Source organism: Burkholderia sp. Tr-20390, from assembly GCF_017104595.1.
Classification (GTDB): domain Bacteria; phylum Pseudomonadota; class Gammaproteobacteria; order Burkholderiales; family Burkholderiaceae; genus Burkholderia.
In genome coordinates, this window is record NZ_JAAGPC010000118.1 from 1 (window position 1) to 20561 (window position 20561).

At 66.8% G+C, this 20561-nt stretch carries 21 protein-coding genes, 1 pseudogene and 1 riboswitch; of the genes and pseudogenes, 10 read left to right on the forward strand and 12 right to left on the reverse strand.

The features are described 5' to 3' along the window. The 5 genes from G3N98_RS26405 to G3N98_RS26425 form a co-directional block, all read left to right on the forward strand. A partial coding sequence (locus G3N98_RS26405; protein ID WP_206149640.1) for an AraC family transcriptional regulator occupies nucleotides 1–843 on the forward strand: 843 nt, incomplete at its 5' end. Nucleotides 844–932: 89 nt separating this feature from the next. After that, nucleotides 933–1126, forward strand: a riboswitch (cobalamin riboswitch). A 339-nt stretch (nucleotides 1127–1465) separates the two neighbouring features. Beyond that, the gene (locus G3N98_RS26410) at nucleotides 1466–3394 is read left to right on the forward strand and encodes a TonB-dependent receptor (protein ID WP_206149641.1); all 1929 of its coding nucleotides are present in this window, start codon (nucleotides 1466–1468) and stop codon (nucleotides 3392–3394) included. 237 nt (nucleotides 3395–3631) lie between these two features. Beyond that, the gene (locus G3N98_RS26415) at nucleotides 3632–4201 is read left to right on the forward strand and encodes a YdeI/OmpD-associated family protein (protein WP_206149642.1); all 570 of its coding nucleotides are present in this window, start codon (nucleotides 3632–3634) and stop codon (nucleotides 4199–4201) included. Between the two features lie 115 nt (nucleotides 4202–4316). Continuing rightward, nucleotides 4317–5162 (forward strand): GNAT family N-acetyltransferase, encoded by an 846-nt coding sequence (locus G3N98_RS26420; RefSeq protein ID WP_089474959.1) that lies wholly within the window; start codon nucleotides 4317–4319, stop codon nucleotides 5160–5162. Nucleotides 5163–5272: 110 nt separating this feature from the next. Then, complete coding sequence (locus G3N98_RS26425) at nucleotides 5273–5920, forward strand: LysE family translocator (RefSeq protein WP_175238509.1); 648 nt, start codon at nucleotides 5273–5275, stop codon at nucleotides 5918–5920. Nucleotides 5921–6041: 121 nt separating this feature from the next. Here G3N98_RS26425 and G3N98_RS26430 read toward each other — a convergent pair whose 3' ends face one another. Further along, nucleotides 6042–6674, reverse strand: a complete 633-nt coding sequence (locus G3N98_RS26430; RefSeq protein WP_206149643.1) for a LysE family transporter — start codon at nucleotides 6672–6674, stop codon at nucleotides 6042–6044. 116 nt (nucleotides 6675–6790) lie between these two features. Between G3N98_RS26430 and G3N98_RS26435 the strand changes: the two genes are divergently transcribed. Further along, complete coding sequence (locus G3N98_RS26435; protein ID WP_069251667.1) at nucleotides 6791–7252, forward strand: Lrp/AsnC family transcriptional regulator; 462 nt, start codon at nucleotides 6791–6793, stop codon at nucleotides 7250–7252. 122 nt (nucleotides 7253–7374) lie between these two features. Here G3N98_RS26435 and G3N98_RS26440 read toward each other — a convergent pair whose 3' ends face one another. The 11 genes and pseudogenes from G3N98_RS26440 to G3N98_RS26485 form a co-directional block, all read right to left on the reverse strand. Further along, nucleotides 7375–8598, reverse strand: a complete 1224-nt coding sequence (locus G3N98_RS26440; RefSeq protein WP_206149644.1) for a collagen-like triple helix repeat-containing protein — start codon at nucleotides 8596–8598, stop codon at nucleotides 7375–7377. A gap of 325 nt (nucleotides 8599–8923) precedes the next feature. Further along, nucleotides 8924–9715 carry a DUF2182 domain-containing protein gene (locus G3N98_RS26445; RefSeq protein WP_089474962.1) on the reverse strand — a complete coding sequence of 264 codons (792 nt, stop codon included), beginning with the start codon at nucleotides 9713–9715 and terminating at the stop codon, nucleotides 8924–8926. Then, nucleotides 9712–10356, reverse strand: coding sequence for a DUF1326 domain-containing protein (locus G3N98_RS26450; RefSeq protein WP_089432754.1), 645 nt, complete (start codon nucleotides 10354–10356; stop codon nucleotides 9712–9714). Before G3N98_RS26450 ends, G3N98_RS26445 begins: the two co-directional genes overlap by 4 nt. A 190-nt stretch (nucleotides 10357–10546) precedes the next feature. Then, a complete protein-coding gene (locus G3N98_RS26455; protein WP_043186617.1) occupies nucleotides 10547–10846 on the reverse strand; it encodes a hypothetical protein in 300 nt (99 codons plus the stop codon). A gap of 266 nt (nucleotides 10847–11112) precedes the next feature. Continuing rightward, nucleotides 11113–11361, reverse strand: coding sequence for a hypothetical protein (locus tag G3N98_RS26460; protein WP_089432756.1), 249 nt, complete (start codon nucleotides 11359–11361; stop codon nucleotides 11113–11115). Between the two features lie 95 nt (nucleotides 11362–11456). Next, nucleotides 11457–11771 (reverse strand): hypothetical protein, encoded by a 315-nt coding sequence (locus G3N98_RS40385; protein WP_346779110.1) that lies wholly within the window; start codon nucleotides 11769–11771, stop codon nucleotides 11457–11459. Then, a pseudogene (locus G3N98_RS40390) lies at nucleotides 11757–12149 on the reverse strand (phenylacetic acid degradation protein PaaY); the annotation flags it as partial. The pseudogene G3N98_RS40390 and the gene G3N98_RS40385, both read right to left, overlap by 15 nt. Before the next feature lie 3 nt (nucleotides 12150–12152). After that, nucleotides 12153–13097, reverse strand: a complete 945-nt coding sequence (locus G3N98_RS26470) for an FAD-binding protein (RefSeq protein ID WP_206149646.1) — start codon at nucleotides 13095–13097, stop codon at nucleotides 12153–12155. A gap of 16 nt (nucleotides 13098–13113) precedes the next feature. Then, a complete protein-coding gene (locus G3N98_RS26475; RefSeq protein ID WP_206149647.1) occupies nucleotides 13114–13863 on the reverse strand; it encodes an electron transfer flavoprotein subunit beta/FixA family protein in 750 nt (249 codons plus the stop codon). Nucleotides 13864–13901: 38 nt separating this feature from the next. Further along, nucleotides 13902–14690, reverse strand: a complete 789-nt coding sequence (locus G3N98_RS26480; protein WP_089427384.1) for an SDR family NAD(P)-dependent oxidoreductase — start codon at nucleotides 14688–14690, stop codon at nucleotides 13902–13904. Between the two features lie 66 nt (nucleotides 14691–14756). Then, entirely contained in the window at nucleotides 14757–15593 is an 837-nt protein-coding gene (locus G3N98_RS26485; RefSeq protein ID WP_206149648.1) for an alpha/beta hydrolase, read from the reverse strand. A 137-nt stretch (nucleotides 15594–15730) separates the two neighbouring features. Here G3N98_RS26485 and G3N98_RS26490 point away from each other — a divergent pair, with 137 nt between their 5' ends. The 4 genes from G3N98_RS26490 (at nucleotide 15731) to dmpE (ending at nucleotide 20556) form a co-directional block, all read left to right on the forward strand. Next, complete coding sequence (locus tag G3N98_RS26490) at nucleotides 15731–16510, forward strand: SDR family oxidoreductase (protein ID WP_206149649.1); 780 nt, start codon at nucleotides 15731–15733, stop codon at nucleotides 16508–16510. A gap of 156 nt (nucleotides 16511–16666) precedes the next feature. Continuing rightward, entirely contained in the window at nucleotides 16667–18232 is a 1566-nt protein-coding gene (locus G3N98_RS26495) for a DUF1302 family protein (protein WP_089496850.1), read from the forward strand. A gap of 40 nt (nucleotides 18233–18272) precedes the next feature. Beyond that, nucleotides 18273–19655, forward strand: coding sequence for a DUF1329 domain-containing protein (locus G3N98_RS26500; RefSeq protein WP_206149650.1), 1383 nt, complete (start codon nucleotides 18273–18275; stop codon nucleotides 19653–19655). Between the two features lie 118 nt (nucleotides 19656–19773). After that, nucleotides 19774–20556 carry a 2-oxopent-4-enoate hydratase gene (dmpE, locus tag G3N98_RS26505; RefSeq protein WP_206149651.1) on the forward strand — a complete coding sequence of 261 codons (783 nt, stop codon included), beginning with the start codon at nucleotides 19774–19776 and terminating at the stop codon, nucleotides 20554–20556. Nucleotides 20557–20561 lie beyond the last annotated feature (5 nt).

The following is a 20561-nucleotide window of genomic DNA, read 5'->3' on the forward strand; positions in this document are numbered from 1 at the left end:
TGCAAGCGCGAAGTCGACCTGATGTGCCGCTGCCTGCTGAGCTGCGCGACGCTCGCCGACGCGATCCGCAGCGCGCGCGAATTCGGCGAGATGCTGACCCCGCGCGCCGGCGCGTTGTCGCTCACCGTGCGTGACGGGCGCGCGACGTTCCGGATGGACTCGCTGCGCCGCACCCGCAGCCCGGCCGCGTGCCTCGTCGACCTGACGGGGTTGTTCTGCTATCTGCAGCTGTTCGGCTGGCTGATCGGGCAGCCGCTGCGGCCGACCGACGTGTGGCTCGGCCATCCGCGCCGCGACGACGCGATGCCGTTGCTCGGGTTGTTCAATGCGCCGGTCGAGGTGGGCCGCAGGACCTATGGCTTCGCATTCGATGCGGCGCGGCTCGAATGCCGCGTGATCCGGCAGCCAGCCGAGCTCGACGCGTTTCTCGTCGATTTTCCGTTTCGCCTGATCGATGCGGCGCCGGCCGTCGTGTCGTGGGCGCAGCAGGTGCGCGGTTTTCTCGACGCGGCGCTCGCGCACGAGCAGGCGTTGCCGGCACTCGCGGAGCTGGCCGTGTGGCTGGGCGTCAGCGAGGCGACGTTGCGGCGGCGGCTGGTGGCCGAAGGCAGCGGTTATCACGTGCTGCGGGAGCAATGCCTCTCCGAGGCCGCGCGCCGCTGCCTGCGCGAGTCGGACTGGCCGGTCGCGCGGATCGCCGCGCATCTCGGGTTCGGCGGCGAGGAAGCCTTCCGCCGCGCGTTCGTCAGGTGGACGGGTGTCGCACCGAGCCGGTACCGGCGCGATTGCATCGCAGCACACCACGCCATTTCGTCAGACATGAAACGCGCGATCGACGCATGAAAGAAAGGATTTCGAAAGTTTTTGCGCATCGATGACGTTTTTTCGCATCCGGGGGCTGCCCGACAATTGACGCGTCGGAGTACACGCCATTACCCTTGCGCGCTGATGGTTCCCAGGAATGGGATCAAAAGGGAACGCAGGAGAGGCAGCGCCTCGAATCTGCGGCTGCCCCCGCAACTGTGAGCGGCGAATCCGTGCCACTGCATGCCACTGGGAAACCGGGAAGGCCGGCACGAATCAGGACCCGCGAGCCAGGAGACCTGCCATCGACCCGAGGTCCAAGCAGCCGCACCGGGCGGGGTGTCCCGATGCGCCAACACCGCCTTTGGCGGTGCCCGTTGCATGGACGGCCCGACCTCAGGATCCGCCCGATGTCCACTGTTACCGCATCCGCTTCCTCACCGGAAGCGTCGCGCCGGCACGCCGCCGGCATGCACGGCCCGCCTGCTCGCGCGCGCCGTTCTCTATCGATCGCGTCCGCCGGCATGTGCCGCGCCGACGCCCGCGACCGCGGCCCGCTCGGCCCGCTCGCGCGATAGCCCGATCACCGATTACAAAACCGGCGCTGCCCGCCGCGCTCCCCCGATCGACGCATGCGCAGCCCGACCACAACGACAGCCTCATGAAGATTCGACACCTCCTTGCCACGTCGGCCGCGACCGCACTCCTCTCGCCGCTCGCCCACGCAGCCGGCGACACCGCGGTTGCGCAACCGGCCCCGGCCGCCGAAGGCGCCAACCTGCCGACGATCAACGTGACCGACACACGCCGGTTGCCCGAGTCGTTCGACCAGCGCTATGCGACGACCCAGGTGCTCACGCGTACCGATCTCGACCGGCTGTCGCCGAGCGACCCGAGCATCACGCAGGCGCTCGCGACGCTGCCCGGCGTGACCGTCTCGCAGAACGGCGGGCCCGGCTCGTCCGCGTCGGTCAGCATCCGCGGCTCGTCGGCCAGCCAGGTCGCCGTGTTCATCGACGGCATCCGGATCGGCTCGCCGACCACCGGCATCGCGCCGTGGGCGGACCTGCCGACCGAATCGTTCGAACGTGTCGAAGTGATCTCGGGGCCGGCCGCCGCGTCGTTCGGCGCCAATGCGATGGGCGGCGTCGTGCAGCTCTTCACGCGCCGCGCGGCCAACCAGCCGAACCAGACCACCGTGTCGTTCGGCGGCGGGTCGAACAAGACCTTCGACACGCAACTGCGCACGTCGGGCACCGTGCCGTCGACCGGGCCGCTCGCCGCGCTCGGCGGGCTCACCTACTCGCTCGGCCTGCATTCGTACAACACGGCCGGCATCGACGCGACGCGGCCCTTCGCGTACGGGCACGAGGCGGGCCGCAACCCGTACCACGCGCAGGATCTCGATGCCCGCCTCGGCTACGCGCGCGACAACTGGTCGATCTCGACGTTCGCGCTGTATCACCGGTCCGATCTGTCCTACGACAACCGCGGCTATGCGAACCGCCAGCTCGATCATCAGCTGACGACCGGTCTCGCGTTCCACCTCGATATCACGCCGGACACGCAGTTCGACCAGTCGTTCGGTTATGCGAACGATCGCGGGTTCATCTACGCGAGCGATCCGACCATCCCGACCGACCAGATCAATTCGCAGCGCATCAGCACGTCGACGTCGTTGACGCATCAGGCGCGCGGATTCCATCTGTTCGGGCTGCCGCTGTCGGGCGAAACCAAGCTCGCCTACGACTTCACGCGCGAGCAGGCATTCCTGCCGGTCGACATTCCGAACGGGGTGCCGACGCGCAACGATTCCGCGTTCTCGCTGCACCAGTCGGCAACGCTCGGCAGCGTGACGATGTTCCTCGCGGGGCGTCATGAAATCATCGCCGGGCGGTCCGTGAATACGGGTAACGCGGCGCTGTCGTGGGCGATCACGCCGGTGTATACGGCGCGTGTGTCGTACGGCAATGCGTTCAAGCTGCCGTCGTTCAACGACCTGTACTACCCCGGCTACGGCAATCCCAACCTCAGCCCGGAACGCAGCACGTCGGTCGAGGCAGCGGTCGATGCGAACACGTCGTACGGTACGTTCACGGCCGCGATCTACGATACGCGTGTCAGCAACCTGATCGCGTACAACCCGGCGACGTTCTCGCCGATCAACATCGGCCGCGCGCATATTCGCGGCATCGACCTGTCGTACAAGGGGACGATCGGCCGCTCGACGCCGGTGAGCCTCGCGGTCGGGATCCTGAATCCGCAGGACGAGACCAACGACTCGTGGCTCAACCGCCGGCCGCGCCAGACGGTCAGTCTCAACATCGATCACACGTGGGATGAACTGCACCTGCATGCGTTGAGCACGGGGGCGTCGCTGCTTTATGGCGGCACGACGTTCGACGATCCGGCCAATTCGACCTATCTGCCTTCGTATCTGACGGTGGGCTTGCGCGCGTCGTACCGGATCAATTCGCACCTGACGGTGTCGGCGACGGTGTCGAACCTGTTCGACCGGCAGTACATGACCGCGTATGGGTACAACACGCTCGGGCGGACGGCGTTCGGGAAGGTCAGCTACACGTTCTGACCGGGATGGGGAGGCTTCGGCCGGATAGCTGGCGAAGCCTCCCATTTGAAATCGCGCATCCGATCCCTGCGCCACCGGATGCCTGAAACGGGTGATGCCGCCCCCAAACCGGGCGACCGACGGACGGCTGACGAGCCGCCGGTCTTTCGTCGCACTGCGCACGTTGCTGTCCGTATCAACACTGTTAGACTGCGGACGCCTTCCCCGCCCATGTACTCCACCATTCAGGATAGCGACATGACCGAATGCGCCCTAACATTCACCAGTCAGGTCGAATGGGAAAACTGGTTAGGGCAGAACGGCAGCACGTCGGCCGGAACATGGCTGCGCCTGGCGAAAAAAGGTACCGGGCAGCGAACCCTCACCTACGAACAGGCGTTGGAAAGCGCCCTCTGCCATGGCTGGATCGATGGTCAAAAGCGGGCCGAGAGCGAGCAATACTGGTTGCAACGCTTCACCCCGCGCTCCGCAAAAAGCATCTGGTCCAAACTCAACACGGACAGGGCTGAAGCGCTGATCGCCGCAGGCAGAATGCGCCCGCCCGGCCTGTGCGAAATCGAGAAAGCGAGAAAGGACGGCCGCTGGCAGGCTGCCTATACGTCGGCAAGCAATTCGACCGTGCCGGACGACCTTCAGGCGGCTTTGGACGCCAATCCGGAAGCCCGCACGTTTTTCGCGACACTGAACAGCCGTAACCGTTATGCCATCCTGTATCGGATACAGAATGCCAAGAAGCCGGAAACACGGGCGCGCAAAATCGGGGAATTCATCGACATGCTGAATCGCGGCGAAACCATCCATCCATAGACTTTTCGCTGACGGGAACGGCGCCAAACCGGGCAACTCGCCCGTCATGGCTGCTTCGGCTCGGCAGCCGGTAACGCAACGCGCAATCCTGAAGGCGCAGCGACTGGGGTGAACCATGAACCAAGGCGGAGACTTCATCGTGCGCACCATGTCGGCCGACGAGGTCGCCATGGCGGTCGAATGGGCGGCGGCAGAAGGCTGGAACCCCGGCCTGCACGATCCTGCCTGTTTCAGCACAGCGGACCCCGCCGGGTTCTTCGTCGGCGTATGGCGCGGCGAGCCGGTCGCGTGCATTTCTGCTGTCGCCTATGACGAACGCTTCGGCTTCATCGGCCTCTACATCGTGAAACCCGGGTTCCGCGGCAAAGGCTTCGGCATCCGAACCTGGCAGCACGGCATGCGTTACCTCGGAGACCGCAACATCGGGCTCGATGGTGTCGTGGCCCAGCAGGCGAACTACAGGAAATCCGGATTCGAGCTTGCGTACCGCAACATCCGCTATGAGGGGCGCGTGGACGGCATCGGGTGCGCGCACGTGGTGGCAGCGGCCGACGTGCCCTTCGAGCAGTTGCTTGCCTACGATCGCCAGTGCTTTCCGTCGGCGCGCGAGCGTTTCATCTCCACCTGGATCGCGCAGCCGGATGCCGTTGCGCTCGCGACGATCGACGCCGGCCGTGTCGCCGGCTACGGTGTCGTGCGCCGTTGCAGGACGGGCTGCAAGATCGGCCCGCTTTTCGCCGACGACGCGGGCGTCGCCACCGGGCTGTTTCGCGCGCTGGCGGCGCGCATGCCCGGCGAGGTCATCGTGCTCGACGTGCCGGAAACGAACCCCGCGGCCGTCGCGCTGGCCGAGCGGCACGGCATGACGAGCGTGTTCGAAACCGCACGGATGTACACGAAAGACGCGCCGGCGATGGCAATCGATCGCGTGTTCGGGGTGACGTCGTTCGAGCTGGGGTGATCGTCACGGACATGGCGGTGGCCGCAATGGCGACCGAACGCGCTTCGATGGGGGTCACGGGACGTTTTCACCGTTGTAAACTGCGGCAAACAACCTCGAATATTCACGACATGTCATTGCATACCTACCTGCTGTTTCTGCCGGCCTGCTTTGCGCTCAACATGGCCTTCGGACCGAACAACGTCCTCTCGCTGTCCAACGGCGCACGCAACGGTGTGCTGCATTCGGTGACCGCGTCATTTGGGCGTCTCGCGGCGTTCGCCATCATGATCGCGATTACCGGGTTCGGCCTGGGCGCATTGTTGCTCGCTTCCGAAACCTTGTTCTTGGTATTGAAGTTCGGCGGCGCAGCCTATCTCGTCTGGCTAGGTATCAAGTTGCTGCGTTCGAAGTCTACCGAGCAGCCTGTCGTCGAGACGGGGCCGGCGGCGGCCCGGAAGGACCGGGCGGATTTGCTGGTGAAACACTGCAAACAGGAATTCTACGTGGCGGCCGGCAATCCGAAGGCCATTCTGATTTTTACGGCGTTCTTTCCCCAGTTCGTTGACCCGACGCACTACGCCATCAGCTTCACCGCACTCGGCGCGACGTTCCTGATGCTGGAACTCGTGGCCATCGTGACCTACGCCGTGATCGGCGCGCGGCTGCGTTCGCTGGCGACAAACCCCAAGGGCTTTATGTGGCTGAACCGGGCCAGTGGTTCGCTAATGATCGGATTCGGCGTATTGCTGGCAATGCTTCGTCGGCCAGCCGCGTAATCGCTCCGTCCGGGGATGGCCGCATGCGGCCCTGGATGTCAGGGCGCTAAATGGCCGATCCGGCCCGGGGATGACTGGCGGCTCTTGGCCGGTCGCAACGCGATCCGCGCGACGCACCGACCTAGATGACCCCGCGCACGCCCGCGACCACCTGAATCATGCCGAATACCGCGATCACCGCGGCCGACACGCGCGACAGCCCGTGCATGAACGCGAACGACATCTTCGTGCGCAGCGCGGCGGTCGTGCCGCTCAGGCATAGCCACCACGTCGCGGAACCGATGAACACACCGGCGACCATCAGCGTCACGGCCGGCCACACCGCCCCTTCCCGCGCCCCCGACAGCGGGCCGAGCGCCGCGAAAATCCCGACGAACGACAGGATCGTCATCGGGTTCGACAGCGTCAGGCCGAACGTCGTCACAAAATCGCGCAGGACGGTCGTGCGCGGCAGGTCGCGCTGCGCCGTCGACGCGGCCGGCGCCTGGCGCGCGATGGTCCACGCCAGCCACACGAGAAACGCGCCGCCGCCGATTTTCAGGCCGACGGTCAGCATCGGGAACGCCGTGACGATACCCGCGATGCCGAGCGCGCCGAGCAGGCCGTAGATCGCATCGGCGCACGCGGCGCCGACGCCCGTCGCGAATCCCGCCTGGAAGCCGCGGCTCAGGCTGCGCTGGATGCACAGCATGCCGATCGGCCCGACCGGCACCGCGATCGATAGCCCCATCACGACTGACTTGATGAACAGCATCGCCTGCTCCCTGCGACATGTAACGTGTTGAACAGGCATCGTAGGGAAAGTCCCGTCATCGCTGAATGCGGTTTTTAAGGAAAAATGGCCGCTCCGCCTTAAAAATTTCCGCCGCGATGGATGATCTGGACTGGAAGGTAGTGACGCTGTTGCAGGCCAACGGCCGCATCAGCTACACGGAACTGGCCCGCCAGGTGCACCTGTCGGTGCCGGCGGTGACGGAACGTGTGAAGCGCCTCGAAGCGGCCGGCGTCATCGAGGGCTACACGGCCCGGATCAATCCTGCCGCGGCCGGCTATCCGGTCAGCGCGCTGATCGGCATCACGGTGCCGCAACCGGCAAAAGCAAAATTCCTCCGGTTGCTGGAAACCATTCCCGAAGTCGTCGAATGCCATCACGTGACGGGCGCGGACTCGTACATGATGCGGCTCGCCGCGATCAGCATGACCCATCTCGAACAACTGATCGAACGCATCAACCTGTACGGCGAAACGCGCACGTCGATCGTGATGTCGACGCCGCTGCCCGCACGCGGGCTGGCGCGACCGCCGTCGCAGCGCGACGTCGTGCGCGATTGACACATCGAGAGGCCCCGTCCGATCCGCTTCCCGCAGGGGATCATCAAGCCATTCTGGTTGGCGGTAACCGGAGGCCGATTGTCGGTTGGCCGGTTACCGCCATGACGATCTCAATCGATCGGTTACTTGCCGCCCAGGCCACCCAAGCCGCCCAGCAGGCCGCCCACCAGCCCCGTAACGGGTGCGAGCGGGTTGGAGAGACCACCCAACGGTGAGCCGCCGCCCGTGCCGGTCGTGCCGGTCGTGGAACCGTTGTGGACGATCGCCGGCATGCCGCCGACCACGCTCGTCACCAGGCCCGCGACCGGCACCGCGCCGTTCGCACCGCCCGGGTTCACGAGGCCGCCCGCGTTGGTCACGGTGTTGCCGACCGCGCGCACGAGGTCGCCGACGCCGCTGACCAGCGGCTGGGGCGACGTGGACGTCACCTTCCATCCCGCCGACGTGATCGCGCCGCCGATCTGCCCGAGCAGGCCCGCGACGGGCTGCCCGAGGCCGGTCGCCGTGCCGACCTGCTGCGTGACCTGGCCGACGGTCGTGACGAGCGGCGTGATCGCCGTGCTGATCGCCTGCGTCGTCTGCTGGACCGGGCCCGACGACAGGGCCGCGCCGAGCATCGTGCCGCCCGTCTTGAGGCCACCGGCGACGGTGTCGAGCAGCCCGCCGACCGGCGTCGTGAGCGGCGCCAACGGCGACAGCGGGCCGGTGCCGAGCGCCTTCACCGTGTCGCTGAGGCCGGTGACCGGGTTGCTCGTCGAGCCGACGATGGAGCCCAACCCGGCGACCGTCGTGCCGACCGGGTTCGCCGTGAAGCCGGTCTGGCCGATGCCGTTGCTCACGGCGTTCGACGTGTCGCGGATGATCGTGCCCGCGCCCGCGACCGTGTTGCCGAGGCCGGTGGTCACGCCCTTGGTCGGTCCCGGCGGGCTCTCGCCGGAAATCGTGGCGCCGGCGTCCATGACGACCACACCGACGGAGCTGATGATGCCGTTCGTGCCGGGGGTGCCGCTGGTTCCACTCGTCCCGCCGGTGCCATTGGTTCCACTCGTGCCACTGGTTCCACTCGTTCCGCTGGTTCCGCTGGTTCCACTCGTGCCGCTGGTTCCACTCGTCCCGCTGGTTCCGCTCGTGCCGCTGGTTCCACTCGTCCCGCTGGTTCCGCTCGTGCCGCTGGTTCCACTCGTCCCGCTGGTTCCACTCGTCCCGCCAGTGCCGCTCGTACTCGTTCCGATCGTGTTACCACCCGGCTTAGGCGCCGTAACATCGTTGCCGCCACACGCCGCCAGCGCGCAAGCCGCCGCAATGGCGGCGACCGCAACGTTCGCCTTGATGAAATGATTTTGCATGGAAGCCCCCGTTCGCTTTTTAGCTCGATCATCCCGACAAGCACCTATCGTGCCATTGCGATCGGCATCTACGACGACTTCACGCACACGCCGGACTGCCCTGTTCCAACGGCCGTCCGGGGCCCGACGCATCGCATCCGGGCTCGCCTTCATCAGCGAGATCGAGCCTCGCGTTCCGGGTAACGCGTGCGTAACGCAGGCCCGGCGTTACGTAGCATCCCGCAGTGAAAATGCCGGCATCGCTCGACGCAGGACCGGCCGCGACCGGCCGTCACCCGTCCATGGCGATTCCGCACGTCCGCGCCGGTTTGCCCATGACGGCCCGTCACACGATCAACGTCGCACCGGCCCACGCAATCAGCACGACGCCCAGCGCGCGCCCGACACGTTCGCCGCCGGGCAGGATCTTCTCCGCGAACACGAAGAGCGACAGCGCGGCGATCCACACGACGTTCATCACGCCGCCGACGAACAGCAGCGCCATCAGCAACCAGCAGCAGCCGACGCAAACCATGCCGTGCCGCGCGCCAAGCAGGAAACTGCCGGTGACGCCTGGACGCCAGTGCGCGACCAGGAACCCGGCCGGCGCCCGGCATTGCCGAAGGCACGCGCGTTTCAGCGACGAGAATTGATAGAGCCCGGCGAGCGCCAGCACGATCGCGGAAAGGACGGCGCTCTTCGACCACAGCATCATCGCGGAGATCAGCCCGGCCGGCTGCAGCATCGCCTGAAGCAGCGCCGCGCCGATCGAGAACGCGAGCCATGCGGCCAGGTAGCCTGCCAGCAGCGACAGCGACGTGAACGCCGAACCCGCCCCGTCCACGCCGCGCTGTCGCAGCACCCGCCGGTACAGCATCACGAGCGGCGCCGCGCTGGGCGTCATCATCGCGATCATCATCACCCACCACATCACGATCACGGTGGCCAGCGACGGATCCATGCTGCCCATGGCGCCCTTCAGGCGATGCGGAAAGAGCGCAACGGCGGTCATGTCCAGCGCCGACATGCCGGTTCCCGCGCCCGTCAAAAGATAGAACCAGCACAGACCGACGAGCGCCGCGATGCCGAGCAGCGTGATGACGCGCTCGCGCCCGAGCCAGTGGTCGACGGGAGTCATGCCGCGACGCGATGCCTGACCACCCCGTGGTTGTTCAGGTGCAGCCGCGCGAACTGCGCATAGCTGCCGTCGAGGGTCAGCGGAATGTGGCCTTGCGAGCGCGACGTGCCCGAGCCGATTTCGGCCAGCTCGTATTCGAAGCCGTGCGGCAGGTCGATGCGTGCGCGATGCTCGGCGCCCGACACCGGATTGAGGATGGGATCGCCCGCGAGGTCGAACACGCCGTCGACGTGAATCCGGCCACGCCGCGCGTCGACATCGACGTCGAAATCGATCTTCGCGAAGATCGGATCGAACGCCTGCTCGAGCGTCGAAGCGTAGACGGAGAACATCGTCGCGAACGGATCGGTATCCTGACCAGTCATGATCTTCAGCACCGCCTCGCGCTGGGCCGGGCTGGCGCGCTCGTCGACGATCGGCTGGCACCGGCCCCGCCCCTCGTGGACGGCCCCCGGCCACTCGAACACGACCGCGATCCTGACGCCGTCGAGCACCACGTCGCCGTAGTGGCCGCTGTCGATCTCGATCGCCCCCATCGCCGCGCAATGGCCATGGGTCGGCAGCGCATTGAACTGGCACGGGCAACCGTATGAGCAATTGCAATTCATCAATTCGGTGCCCTGAATCTCCCACGGCGTCATGGCTCCACCTCGCGCTCGGCTACACAGGAATGCTTCGAATCTAGTGCACGGCACGGGGGAAATCAAAGCCGTCGCGGCGGCCCCAATCGACGCGTGAAAACCGCCGTTCAAGCGCGCGTGGAAGACGTTTCGACGCGCCCGTGCAAGACCGCACCGGCGGACCTCGGCGCATGCGAATCCTGCACGAATCTCACACGACCAGCGACGCGACGATCGCACACCACAACGCACTCGCGCCGCACAGAAACACGCGCCGCGCGACGAACATCCGCGATTCGTCGTCGGGGGTCTTCATCGGTGACGTGGCGAGAAACGGCACGCTGACGAGGCACGCGAACCCGGCCAGCGCCGGCAGGATCACGACGTAGTCGCCGAACCGCCACGGCAGCGGCTCGTGCCAGCCCCAGTAGCCGAGAAACAGCATGCCCATCGAAAACATCGTCGCGGCGGCCGAACTGAGCGCGACCACCGATCCCGTCGGAAATTGCATGGAAGCCTCCCCTCGCGCGGCGTGCGCGACGCCGGGTCATTATCCGGGCACGGCAGGAAAAAGCACAACGACGGCCGACGGATGGCAACGCTCGTACCCGCGTCCGAGCCGACCAGCGCGTCGACGGAGCGGAACCCGATCCTGTCGGGCGGTTGCGCCTGCGGCGCGGAGATCCGAGGCGACGCTGACGATTGCGGCGATGCCGCATGAATGGTCGTTGTCACGGATTGACAGCGACCGGTTTCGCGTAACGGAAGCGCCCGCCTTCAACCCGGCTTCTTCGCGGCCTGCATGACGGAGATCCAGCCCACCACCGCCGCGGCGACCCAGCAGCACGCGATCATCAGGTCGAGATCCATCCAGCCTTCGAAGTTCGTGCTGTTTTCGAAACTGCAGCGCTGATGGCCCCTGACCCACACGCAGCCACTGATGAACTGCTGGATGTGCATATAAACGCTGTAGACGGCAAATGCCGACGCAATGACTGTGAGCCGCAAACGGACGTGCTTTTTCATGTGACGCGGATGCCGGTGGGAAAGCCTGTGCCGATCTTACGGCAACGGCAAGCTGCCCGGCAATCCGTCGCATCCTGGGCCGCCCGGATGCCCGCTCACCCGTCGATCCGCCTGATCGTCCTCAGGCAGTCCGCCGCCAGTTGCTGATAGATGCGCGTACCGTTCGCCTTCGCGTCGATCTCCGCGTCGCTGAGCCGCCGCACGACGCGCCCCGGCACGCCCGCGAGCAGCACGCCGCGCGGCACGTCGTAGCCGGCCTTCACGAATGCGCAGGCGGCAACGATCGTCGTGGCGCCGATCGTCGCGCCGTCCATCACGACCGCATTCATTCCGATCATCGTGTCGGGTTCGAGCGTCGCGCCATGCACGATCGCGCCATGGCCGACGTGGCTGTTGACGCCGAGCGGCACGTCGTAGCCGGCCTTCACGAATGCGCAGGCGGCAACGATCGTCGTGGCGCCGATCGTCGCGCCGTCCATCACGACCGCATTCATTCCGATCATCGTGTCGGGTTCGAGCGTCGCGCCATGCACGATCGCGCCATGGCCGACGTGGCTGTTGACGCCGAGCCGGCAGGTCTCGCCGATCCCGACGTGCAGCACGCAGCCGTCCTGCACGTTGCTGCCGCCTTCGACGACGATCGCGCCGAAGTCGCCGCGCAGGCTCGCATGCGGGCCGACGTAGCAGCGCGCGCCGATCGTCACGTCGCCGATCACGACCGCGCTCGGATCGACATACGCGGACGGATCGATGCGCGGCCGCATCCCGTTGAATTCGAACAGCGGCATCGGTCAGAGCGCCGCGGCCGCTTCCGGCACGAGCGTGAACAGGTCGCCGACCACACCGTAGTCGGCCACGCTGAAGATCGGCGCTTCCGGGTCCTTGTTGATCGCGACGATCACCTTCGAATCCTTCATGCCGGCCAGATGCTGAATCGCGCCCGAGATGCCGACCGCGATGTACAGCTGCGGCGCGACGATCTTGCCGGTCTGGCCGACCTGGTAGTCGTTCGGTACGTAGCCCGCGTCGACTGCCGCGCGCGAGGCGCCCAGCGCCGCGCTCAGCTTGTCCGCCAGCGGCTCCAGCACCTTCGTGTAGTTCTCGCCGCTGCCCAGACCGCGGCCGCCCGACACGATGATGCTTGCGCTCGTCAGTTCCGGACGGTCCAGCTTCGTCACTTCACGGCTCACGAACCGCGACTTGCCGGCATCGGCCGCCGCTTCGATCTTCTCGACCGTGGCGTTGCCGCCTTCCGCTGCCACCGGATCAAACGCGGTCGCACGCACCGTGATCACCTCGACCGGATCGCCCGACTGCACCGTCGCGATCGCGTTGCCTGCGTAGATCGGGCGCTCGAACGTGTCGGCCGACACCACCGCCGTGATCTCGGAGATCTGTGCGACATCCAGCTTCGCCGCAATGCGCGGCGCGATGTTCTTGCCGTAGGCCGTTGCCGGCGCAACGATGTGCGAGTAGCCGTTCGCGACGGTCATCACCGTCGCTTCGACGTTCTCGGCCAGACCGTCGGCCAGCTGCGGTGCATCGGCCAGCAGCACCTTCGACACACCCGAGATCTTCGCTGCTGCGTCCGCTGCCGCTTGTGCATCGTGTCCAGCAACGAGCACATGAACGTCGCCGCCGCCCACCACATTGAGCGCCTGTGCGGCCGCGACGGCATTCAGCGTCGCGGCCTTGATCGACGCGTTGTCGTGTTCCGCAATCACCAGAATCGTCATTTCTTTCCGCTCCCTGTTACAGCACCTTGGCTTCGGTCTTCAGCTTTGCGACCAGCGTCTGCACGTCCGGCACCTTCACGCCGGCTGCGCGCTTCGGCGGCTCGTTCACCTCGAGCACCTTCAGGCGCGGTGTCACATCCACGCCGAGGTCGTCGGGCTTCACGATGTCGAGCGGCTTCTTCTTCGCCTTCATGATGTTCGGCAGCGTCACGTAGCGCGGCTCGTTCAGGCGCAGATCCGTGGTGACGACGGCGGGCAGTTGAAGTGACAGCGTTTCCGCACCGCCGTCCACTTCACGCGCGACCGTCGCACGGCCGTCGGCGACCACGACCTTCGAGGCAAACGTCGCCTGCGGCAAACCCGCCAGCGCGGCCAGCATCTGCCCGGTCTGGTTCGAATCGTCGTCGATCGCCTGCTTGCCGAGGATCACCAGCTGCGGCTGCTCCTTGTCGACCAGCGCCTTCAACACCTTCGCGACGCCGAGCGGCTCGACGCCTTCATGCGATTCGACGAGGATCGCGCGATCCGCGCCGATCGCGAGCGCCGTGCGCAGCGTTTCCTGCGCCTGCGCGACGCCGACCGACACGGCCACCACTTCCGTCACGACGCCGGCCTCCTTCAACCGCACGGCCTCTTCCACCGCGATCTCGTCGAACGGGTTCATCGACATCTTCACGTTCGCGATATCGACGCCCGTCCGGTCGGATTTCACGCCGACTTTCACGTTTGCATCGACCACGCGTTTCACTGCCACGAGCGCTTTCAACTGCCTGTCTCCTGTTCCGTTGCGTGCGCCGCGCCGCGTCAGCGCGCGGTAAAGCCGCCGTCGATCACGAGCTCCGCGCCTGTGACGTAACGGCCCGCCGGCGACACGAGATACAGGATGCCGGCCGCGATGTCGCGCGGGCTGCCGATCTTCGCCATCGGCACGTTGGTCTGCATGTACTCGAAGGCGCGATCGGGGTCCTGCCCCATCTGGCGGAACGCGTCCTCGAGCATCGGCGTGCGGATGTAGCCGGGATGCACCGAGTTCGCACGGATGTTCTTCGCCGCGTACAGCATCGCATCGACCTTCGCCATCATCCGCACCGCCGCCTTCGACGCGTGATACGCGGGCACGTCGGGCCCGCCGACGATCCCGTACATCGACGACAGGTTCACGATCGAGCCACCGCCGGCCGCGTCGATATGCGGAATCGCCGCACGCGTGCACAGGAACACGCCGTTGACGTTCACGTCCTGCACGCGCTGCCATTGCGCGAGCGTGAGCTCGTGCGTCGGCACGTTGTGGCCTTCGATGCCCGCGTTGTTCACGAGCACGTCGAGGCGCCCGAAGCGCGCGACGATCTCGCCGAACACGCGTGCCACATCGGCCTCGTGCGTGACGTCGAGCGACCAGAACGCGGCCTGGCCGCCCTGTGCGCGGATTTCCTCGACCAGCGCTTCCGCCGGTTGCGACAGCACGTCGAGAATCGCGACGCTCGCGCCGGCGGCAGCCAGCGTGCGCGCGGTCTCCGCGCCGATGCCGCGCGCGCCGCCGGTGATCGCGGCCACCTTGCCGCGCAGGTCGAACAGGTCTTCGATGAGCTTCATGTCGTCTCCAGGGTTTTGTTCAGACAGGCCGCCCGCATCGAGGCCGGCCGTCAAGGGCATCCGGCGTTATCGCGTATTCCGCGTCGCAAGAAAATCGAGGCATTCCCGATTGAAATAGTCGGTGTGTTCCACCATCACCCAGTGGCCGCACCGGTTCATCAGCACGAAGCGCGCATCGCGGCAGCGTTCGAGGAACTTCAGCGCGCCGCCCACCGGATTGAAGCGGTCGTCCGTGCCCCAGAACCCGAGCACCGGCGTTCGCAGGTCGCCGAGCGCGTCGGTCAGATTCGGCACGCTCATCGTCGACAGCACTTCGGTCGGCTGTTCGACGCACACCTTCATCCGCTCGGTGACGAGCGCGTCGGTGACGATCGCCGGGTCGTGCACGAGCAGCGTCAGCAGCTCGCGCATCGTGTCGTCATTCATCTGGCGGTTGGTGAACAGCTTCACCATCCGCTGGATGCCCTCCATCCGGAAATAGGTGTCGCGATCCTCGACGCCGCCCGGCGCCATCATGATCAGCCCGTCGACGTCGTCCGGATGGTCGAGCGCGTACTTCAGCGCGATCGCGCCGCCGAGCGAGTTGCCGAACAGCACGGCCGGCCCGATGCCGAGCGCGGTCAGCTGCGCATGCAGCGCGCCGACGAAGAAATCGAGCGTATAGGCGACGTCGGACGGCTTCGACGACTGCCCGTAACCGGGCAGGTCGACGACGATCGCCCGATAGCCGGCCGCCGCGAACGCGGGCACGTTGTGCTTGAAGTTGCTGAAACCGCTGGCGCCCGGGCCGCTGCCGTGGATGAACACCACGGGCCGGCCTGCGCCCGCCTCGTAGTGGTGCAGGCGCAGGCCGCCCGGCACGTCGGTGAAGCTGCCGGCCGGCGGCGTCGTGGGGATCGTCATCGCGGGTTGTCTCCTTCGTCGTTCGATGGCTGTCTGCCACGATGATTGCGCCGCCGGCGCCGGCCGGCATCATCCTTTCAGACTACGAAGCCGCGCGCGCTTCTTCCTATCATCGGCCCACCGAAACGGAGGCAACGATGAACGGATTCGACTACAGCGGCAAGACGGTGCTCGTGACGGGCGGCACCAAGGGCATCGGGCGACGCATCGCCGAACGGTTTCTCGCGGCGGGCGCCCGCGTGTTCGTGTGCGGACGCAGCGCGCCCGACACGCCGCCCGCGGACGGCAGCCGCACGGCGACGTTCGTCGCGGCCGACCTGCGCGACATCGAACAGGTCGACGCGATGCTCGCGACGATCCGCGCCGCGGCCGGCCGCCTCGACGTGCTCGTCAACAACGCGGGCGGCTCGCCGTTCGCGCTCGCGGCCGATGCGTCGCCGCGCTTCACCGAATCGATCGTGCGGCTGAACCTGATCGCACCGCTGCAGCTCGCGCAGCGCGTGAACGCGATCATGCAGCCGCAGCCCGAAGGCGGCGTGATGCTGTTCATCGCGAGCGTCAGCGCGTCGCGGCCGTCGCCCGGCACGGCCGCGTACGGCGCCGCGAAAGCCGGCCTCGTCAACGCGGTCACGTCGCTCGCGGTCGAGTGGGCGCCGCGCGTGCGCGTGTGCGCGATCAGCCCGAGCCTCGTTCAGACCGAATCGGCCGCCGAAGGCCACTACGGCGACGACGATGCGCTCGACGCCATTCGCGCGACGATTCCCGCCGGCCGGCTCGCGACACCCGACGACGTCGCCGCCGCGTGCCTGTTCCTCGCATCGCCCGACGCGTCGTACACGTCGGGTGCGAACCTGCGGCTCGACGGCGGCGGCGAGCGGCCCGCGTTCCTGTCGGCCGCGCAGGCGGCCGCGCGCTGATGCACGCATGGCCAACCGTGCGGCGCGAATTGTTCGCCAGTCCTAGGGAAGTCATCTAGTTCATTTTGACGATTCCCTGCTACCGCGATCTCCCTACTCTGCCTCTCACGACAACACACACAGTCGACCGTCGTCGATACCCCAAGAGGAGACACCATGCATCAACGGATTTCGCGCCGTACCGACAAGCGGGCAACCGCCACGCTGTCGACGCTGGCCGCCGCGCTGCTCGCGTGTGCCGCTCCCGGCGCACATGCAGGCAGCACGATCGAGCTGGGCGCCGACACGACGCTGGACTACACGTTCACGCTCAGCTACGGCCTCGGCATGCGCACCCGCGCACCGAGCGGCAATCTCCTCACGCCGGCGAACATCAACGGCGACGACGGCGACCGCAACTTCGCGAAGAACAAGCTGATCGAGAACCAGGTCAGCCTGCTCGGCGAAGTGAACCTGAAGCACGACGACTGGGGCGTGTTCGTGCGCGCCGACACGTTCTACGACCAGGCGTATCGCCGCCCGAACTACAACGACGCGCCGGGCACCGTGAACCAGTCGGGCCAGTACAACAACTTCACGAGCGACGCGCGCTACTGGTCGGGCGGCCACACGACGCTGCTGGCCGCATACGCGTACAACACGTTCAAGATCGGCTCGACGAGCCTGAACGTGAAGGTCGGCGACCAGGTCGTCGCATGGGGCGAAAGCCTGTTCTTCCCGAACATCGCCGGCGCACAGGGGCCGTCCGACGCGACCAAGTCGTACATGGCCGGCGCCGAAGTGAAGGACATCCTGCTGCCGGTGCCGCAGATCTCGACGCAGTGGCAGATCACGCCGAACTTCAGCCTGCTCGGCTACTACCAGTTCTCGTACCAGCAGAACCGGCTGACCGCGCCCGGCACGTACTGGAGCTATTCGGACGTCACGGGCCCCGGCGCGCAGTTCATCATCGGCCCGGGCGGGATGATCATTCCGCGCGGCCCCGACGACAAGCCGAGCGCGCGCAACCAGTGGGGGATCGGCGCGCGCTTCCGCGTGCTCGGTGACACGGAGCTCGGCCTGTACCACCTGCACTACAACGACATGAACCCGAGCGTCGTCACGACCTACTTCCCGACGCTCCAGTACCAGCAGAAGTATTTCAGCAACATCAAGCTGACCGGCGCGAGCTTCTCGACGCAGGTCGGCCCGGTGAACGTCGCGGGCGAAGTGTCGTACCGCCAGGGCGCGGCCGTGCTCGTCAACACGCCGACCGGCCCGCAGTCCACCCGCGCGAACGTGCTGCAGACGAACCTGTCCGGCATCTACTCGATCGGGCCGAGCTTCCTCGCGAATTCGCAGTCGCTGATCGGCGAACTCACGTACGTGCATGCCGGCAGCATCTCCGAGCTCGACGGCTCGACCACGCTCGCAAATTCGCGCAATGCGCTCGCGATGGAGATCGCGTGGACGCTCAGCTACAAGAACGTGTTCAACGGCTGGGATCTCGACGTGCCGCTGACCTACACGCACGACCTGACGGGCACGTCGCCGCTCGCCGGCGCGCTCGGCTCGCTGACCGGCCAGGGCGACCACCGCGTGACGGCCGGCGTGACCTTCACGCGCCTGAGCAACCTGCAGCTGTCGCTCGTCTACGCGAAGTTCCTCGGCTCGCCGAACCCGGTCACGCGCCCGCTCGCGGATCGCGACTACGTGCTGGCCACGGCGACCTACCACTTCTGAGCGGCCCGGCCGCTCGTCATTCAGCACTATGAGGATCGATATGAAACGCATTCATCTCCCCCTCCTGCGCGCGTCGGTGATGGCCGCGTGCGCGGTCGTCGCGACGGCGTCGTACCCGAAGGTCACGCCGGACGACCTGAAGGCGCTCGACGGCCCGCTGACGCCGATGGGCGCGGTGCGCGCCGCGAGCAAGGACAGCGGCGTGCCCGAGTGGTCGGGCAAGTGGCTCGGCACGCCGCCGGACGTGCAGTACAAGCGCGGCACCCGCTACCCCGATCCGTTCGCGAGCGAGAAGCCGGTCGCGACGATCACCGCGGAGAACATGGCGCAGTACGCCGAGCACCTGACCGACGGCCAGAAGGCGATGTTCAAGCGCTACCCGGCCACGTTCAAGATCATCGTCTATCCGAGCCATCGCGACTTCCGCTACGCGGATGCCGTGTACAAGGACATCCGCACGTACGCACCGGATTCGACGATGACATCCGACGCGAACGGCCTCACGAACGCGCCGCCGACGGTGCCCTACCCGATCCCTAAAACGGCCGCCGAGCTGCTGTGGAACCAGCGCTTCTCGTCGGCGATCGGCGCCGAGCAGGCGACCTACGACCAGGCGGTCGTGTACTCGGACGGCAACATCGCATGGGGCAAGGTGCGCTACGACATCTACTCGCCGCGCAACTCAGGCAAGTACGACGTGAAGAGCGACCTGAACAACCGCACGTACTACCGCAACGCGACGGAGCTGCCGCTGTCCGACCGCGGCTCGCTGATCGTCGGCTTCACGAACTGGGACAAGGCCGGCGCGGACAACTCGTCGCGCACGTGGATGTACAACCCCGGCACGCGGCGCGTGCGCCAGGCGCCCGAGTACGGCTACGACCAGCCGCAGGGCCCGGGCGGCTTCCGCACCGTCGACGACGACCGCCTGTACAACGGCCCCGGCGACCGCTACGACTGGAAGATCGTCGGCAAGCGCGAGATCTACGTGCCGTACGACAACTACAAGGCGATGGACAGCTCGGTGAAGTACGCGGATCTGCTGACCAAGGGCCACGAGAACCCGTCGTATATTCGCTACGAGCTGCATCGCGTGTGGGTGCTGCAGGCGACGCTGAAGAGCAACTACCGCCACCAGTACGCGAAGCGCGTGCTGTACATCGACGAGGATTCGTGGATGACGCTGCTCGCCGACAACTACGACGCGCGCGGCCAGCTGTGGCGCACCAATGTCGCGACGACGCTGTACGCGTATGACGCGAAGGTGTTCTACCCAGGCGTCGTGTTCTTTCACGACCTGATCTCCGGCGCGTACATGGCCGACCGCCTGACCAACGAAGGGCCGATGCCGAAGCTCGACAACAGCCCGCAGTTCAACGAGGCGTACTTCTCGCCCGACGCGATCCGCAGTTCGGGTAACTAAGCAACCCGCCGACGCGGCATGCCCGCGTCCCACGCGCCGGAGCGTCGCTCCGGCGCCCGGCGCCGCCCGCGACGGCGGCCTGTTCCATTCGATTCATTCGAGATTCGAGGGCCCTTTCATGTCTTCCCGCCTGCATACGACGCTCGGCGACGAGCTGTACGCCGCATGGCACGCGCGTGCGCCGGTCGCGCCGCTGTCGAGCCGCCCGCGCCGCCTGTCGCTCGACGACGCGTACCGCATCCAGCAGCGCTTCATCGAACGCCGCATCGAACACGGCGAGGCCGTGGTCGGCAAGAAGATCGGCGTGACGAGCCAGGCCGTGCAGGACATGCTGAACGTGCGCCAGCCCGATTTCGGCATCCTGCTGTCGGGCATGCACTACGCGGCCGGCGAAGCGATCGCCGCCGATACGCTGATCGCGCCGCGCGCCGAGGGCGAGATCGCGTTCCTCCTCGCGCGCGACCTGCGCGGCCCCGGCATCGACCGCACCGACGTGATCGCCGCGGCGGCCGCCGTCGCGCCCTGCTTCGAGATCGTCGATTCGCGCATCCGCGACTGGGCGATCCGCATCGAGGACACCGTCGCCGACAACGCATCGTGCGGCGTGTACGTGCTCGGCGATGCGCGCGTCGATCCGCGCACGCTCGATCTCGCCGCATGCGAGATGACGATCGACAAGAACGGCGAGCAAGTCGCGCAGGGCCGCGGCGACGCGGCGCTCGGCCACCCCGCCGACGCGGTCGCGTGGCTCGCGAACACGCTCGCCGCGTACGACGTGCCGCTGCTCGCCGGCGAGATCGTGCTGTCGGGCTCGCTAGCGAAACTGATTCCGGTCACGGCCGGCGACGCGCTGTCGATGCACATCTCCGGCATCGGCAGCTGCGACGTCCGCTTTATCTAAAGGAA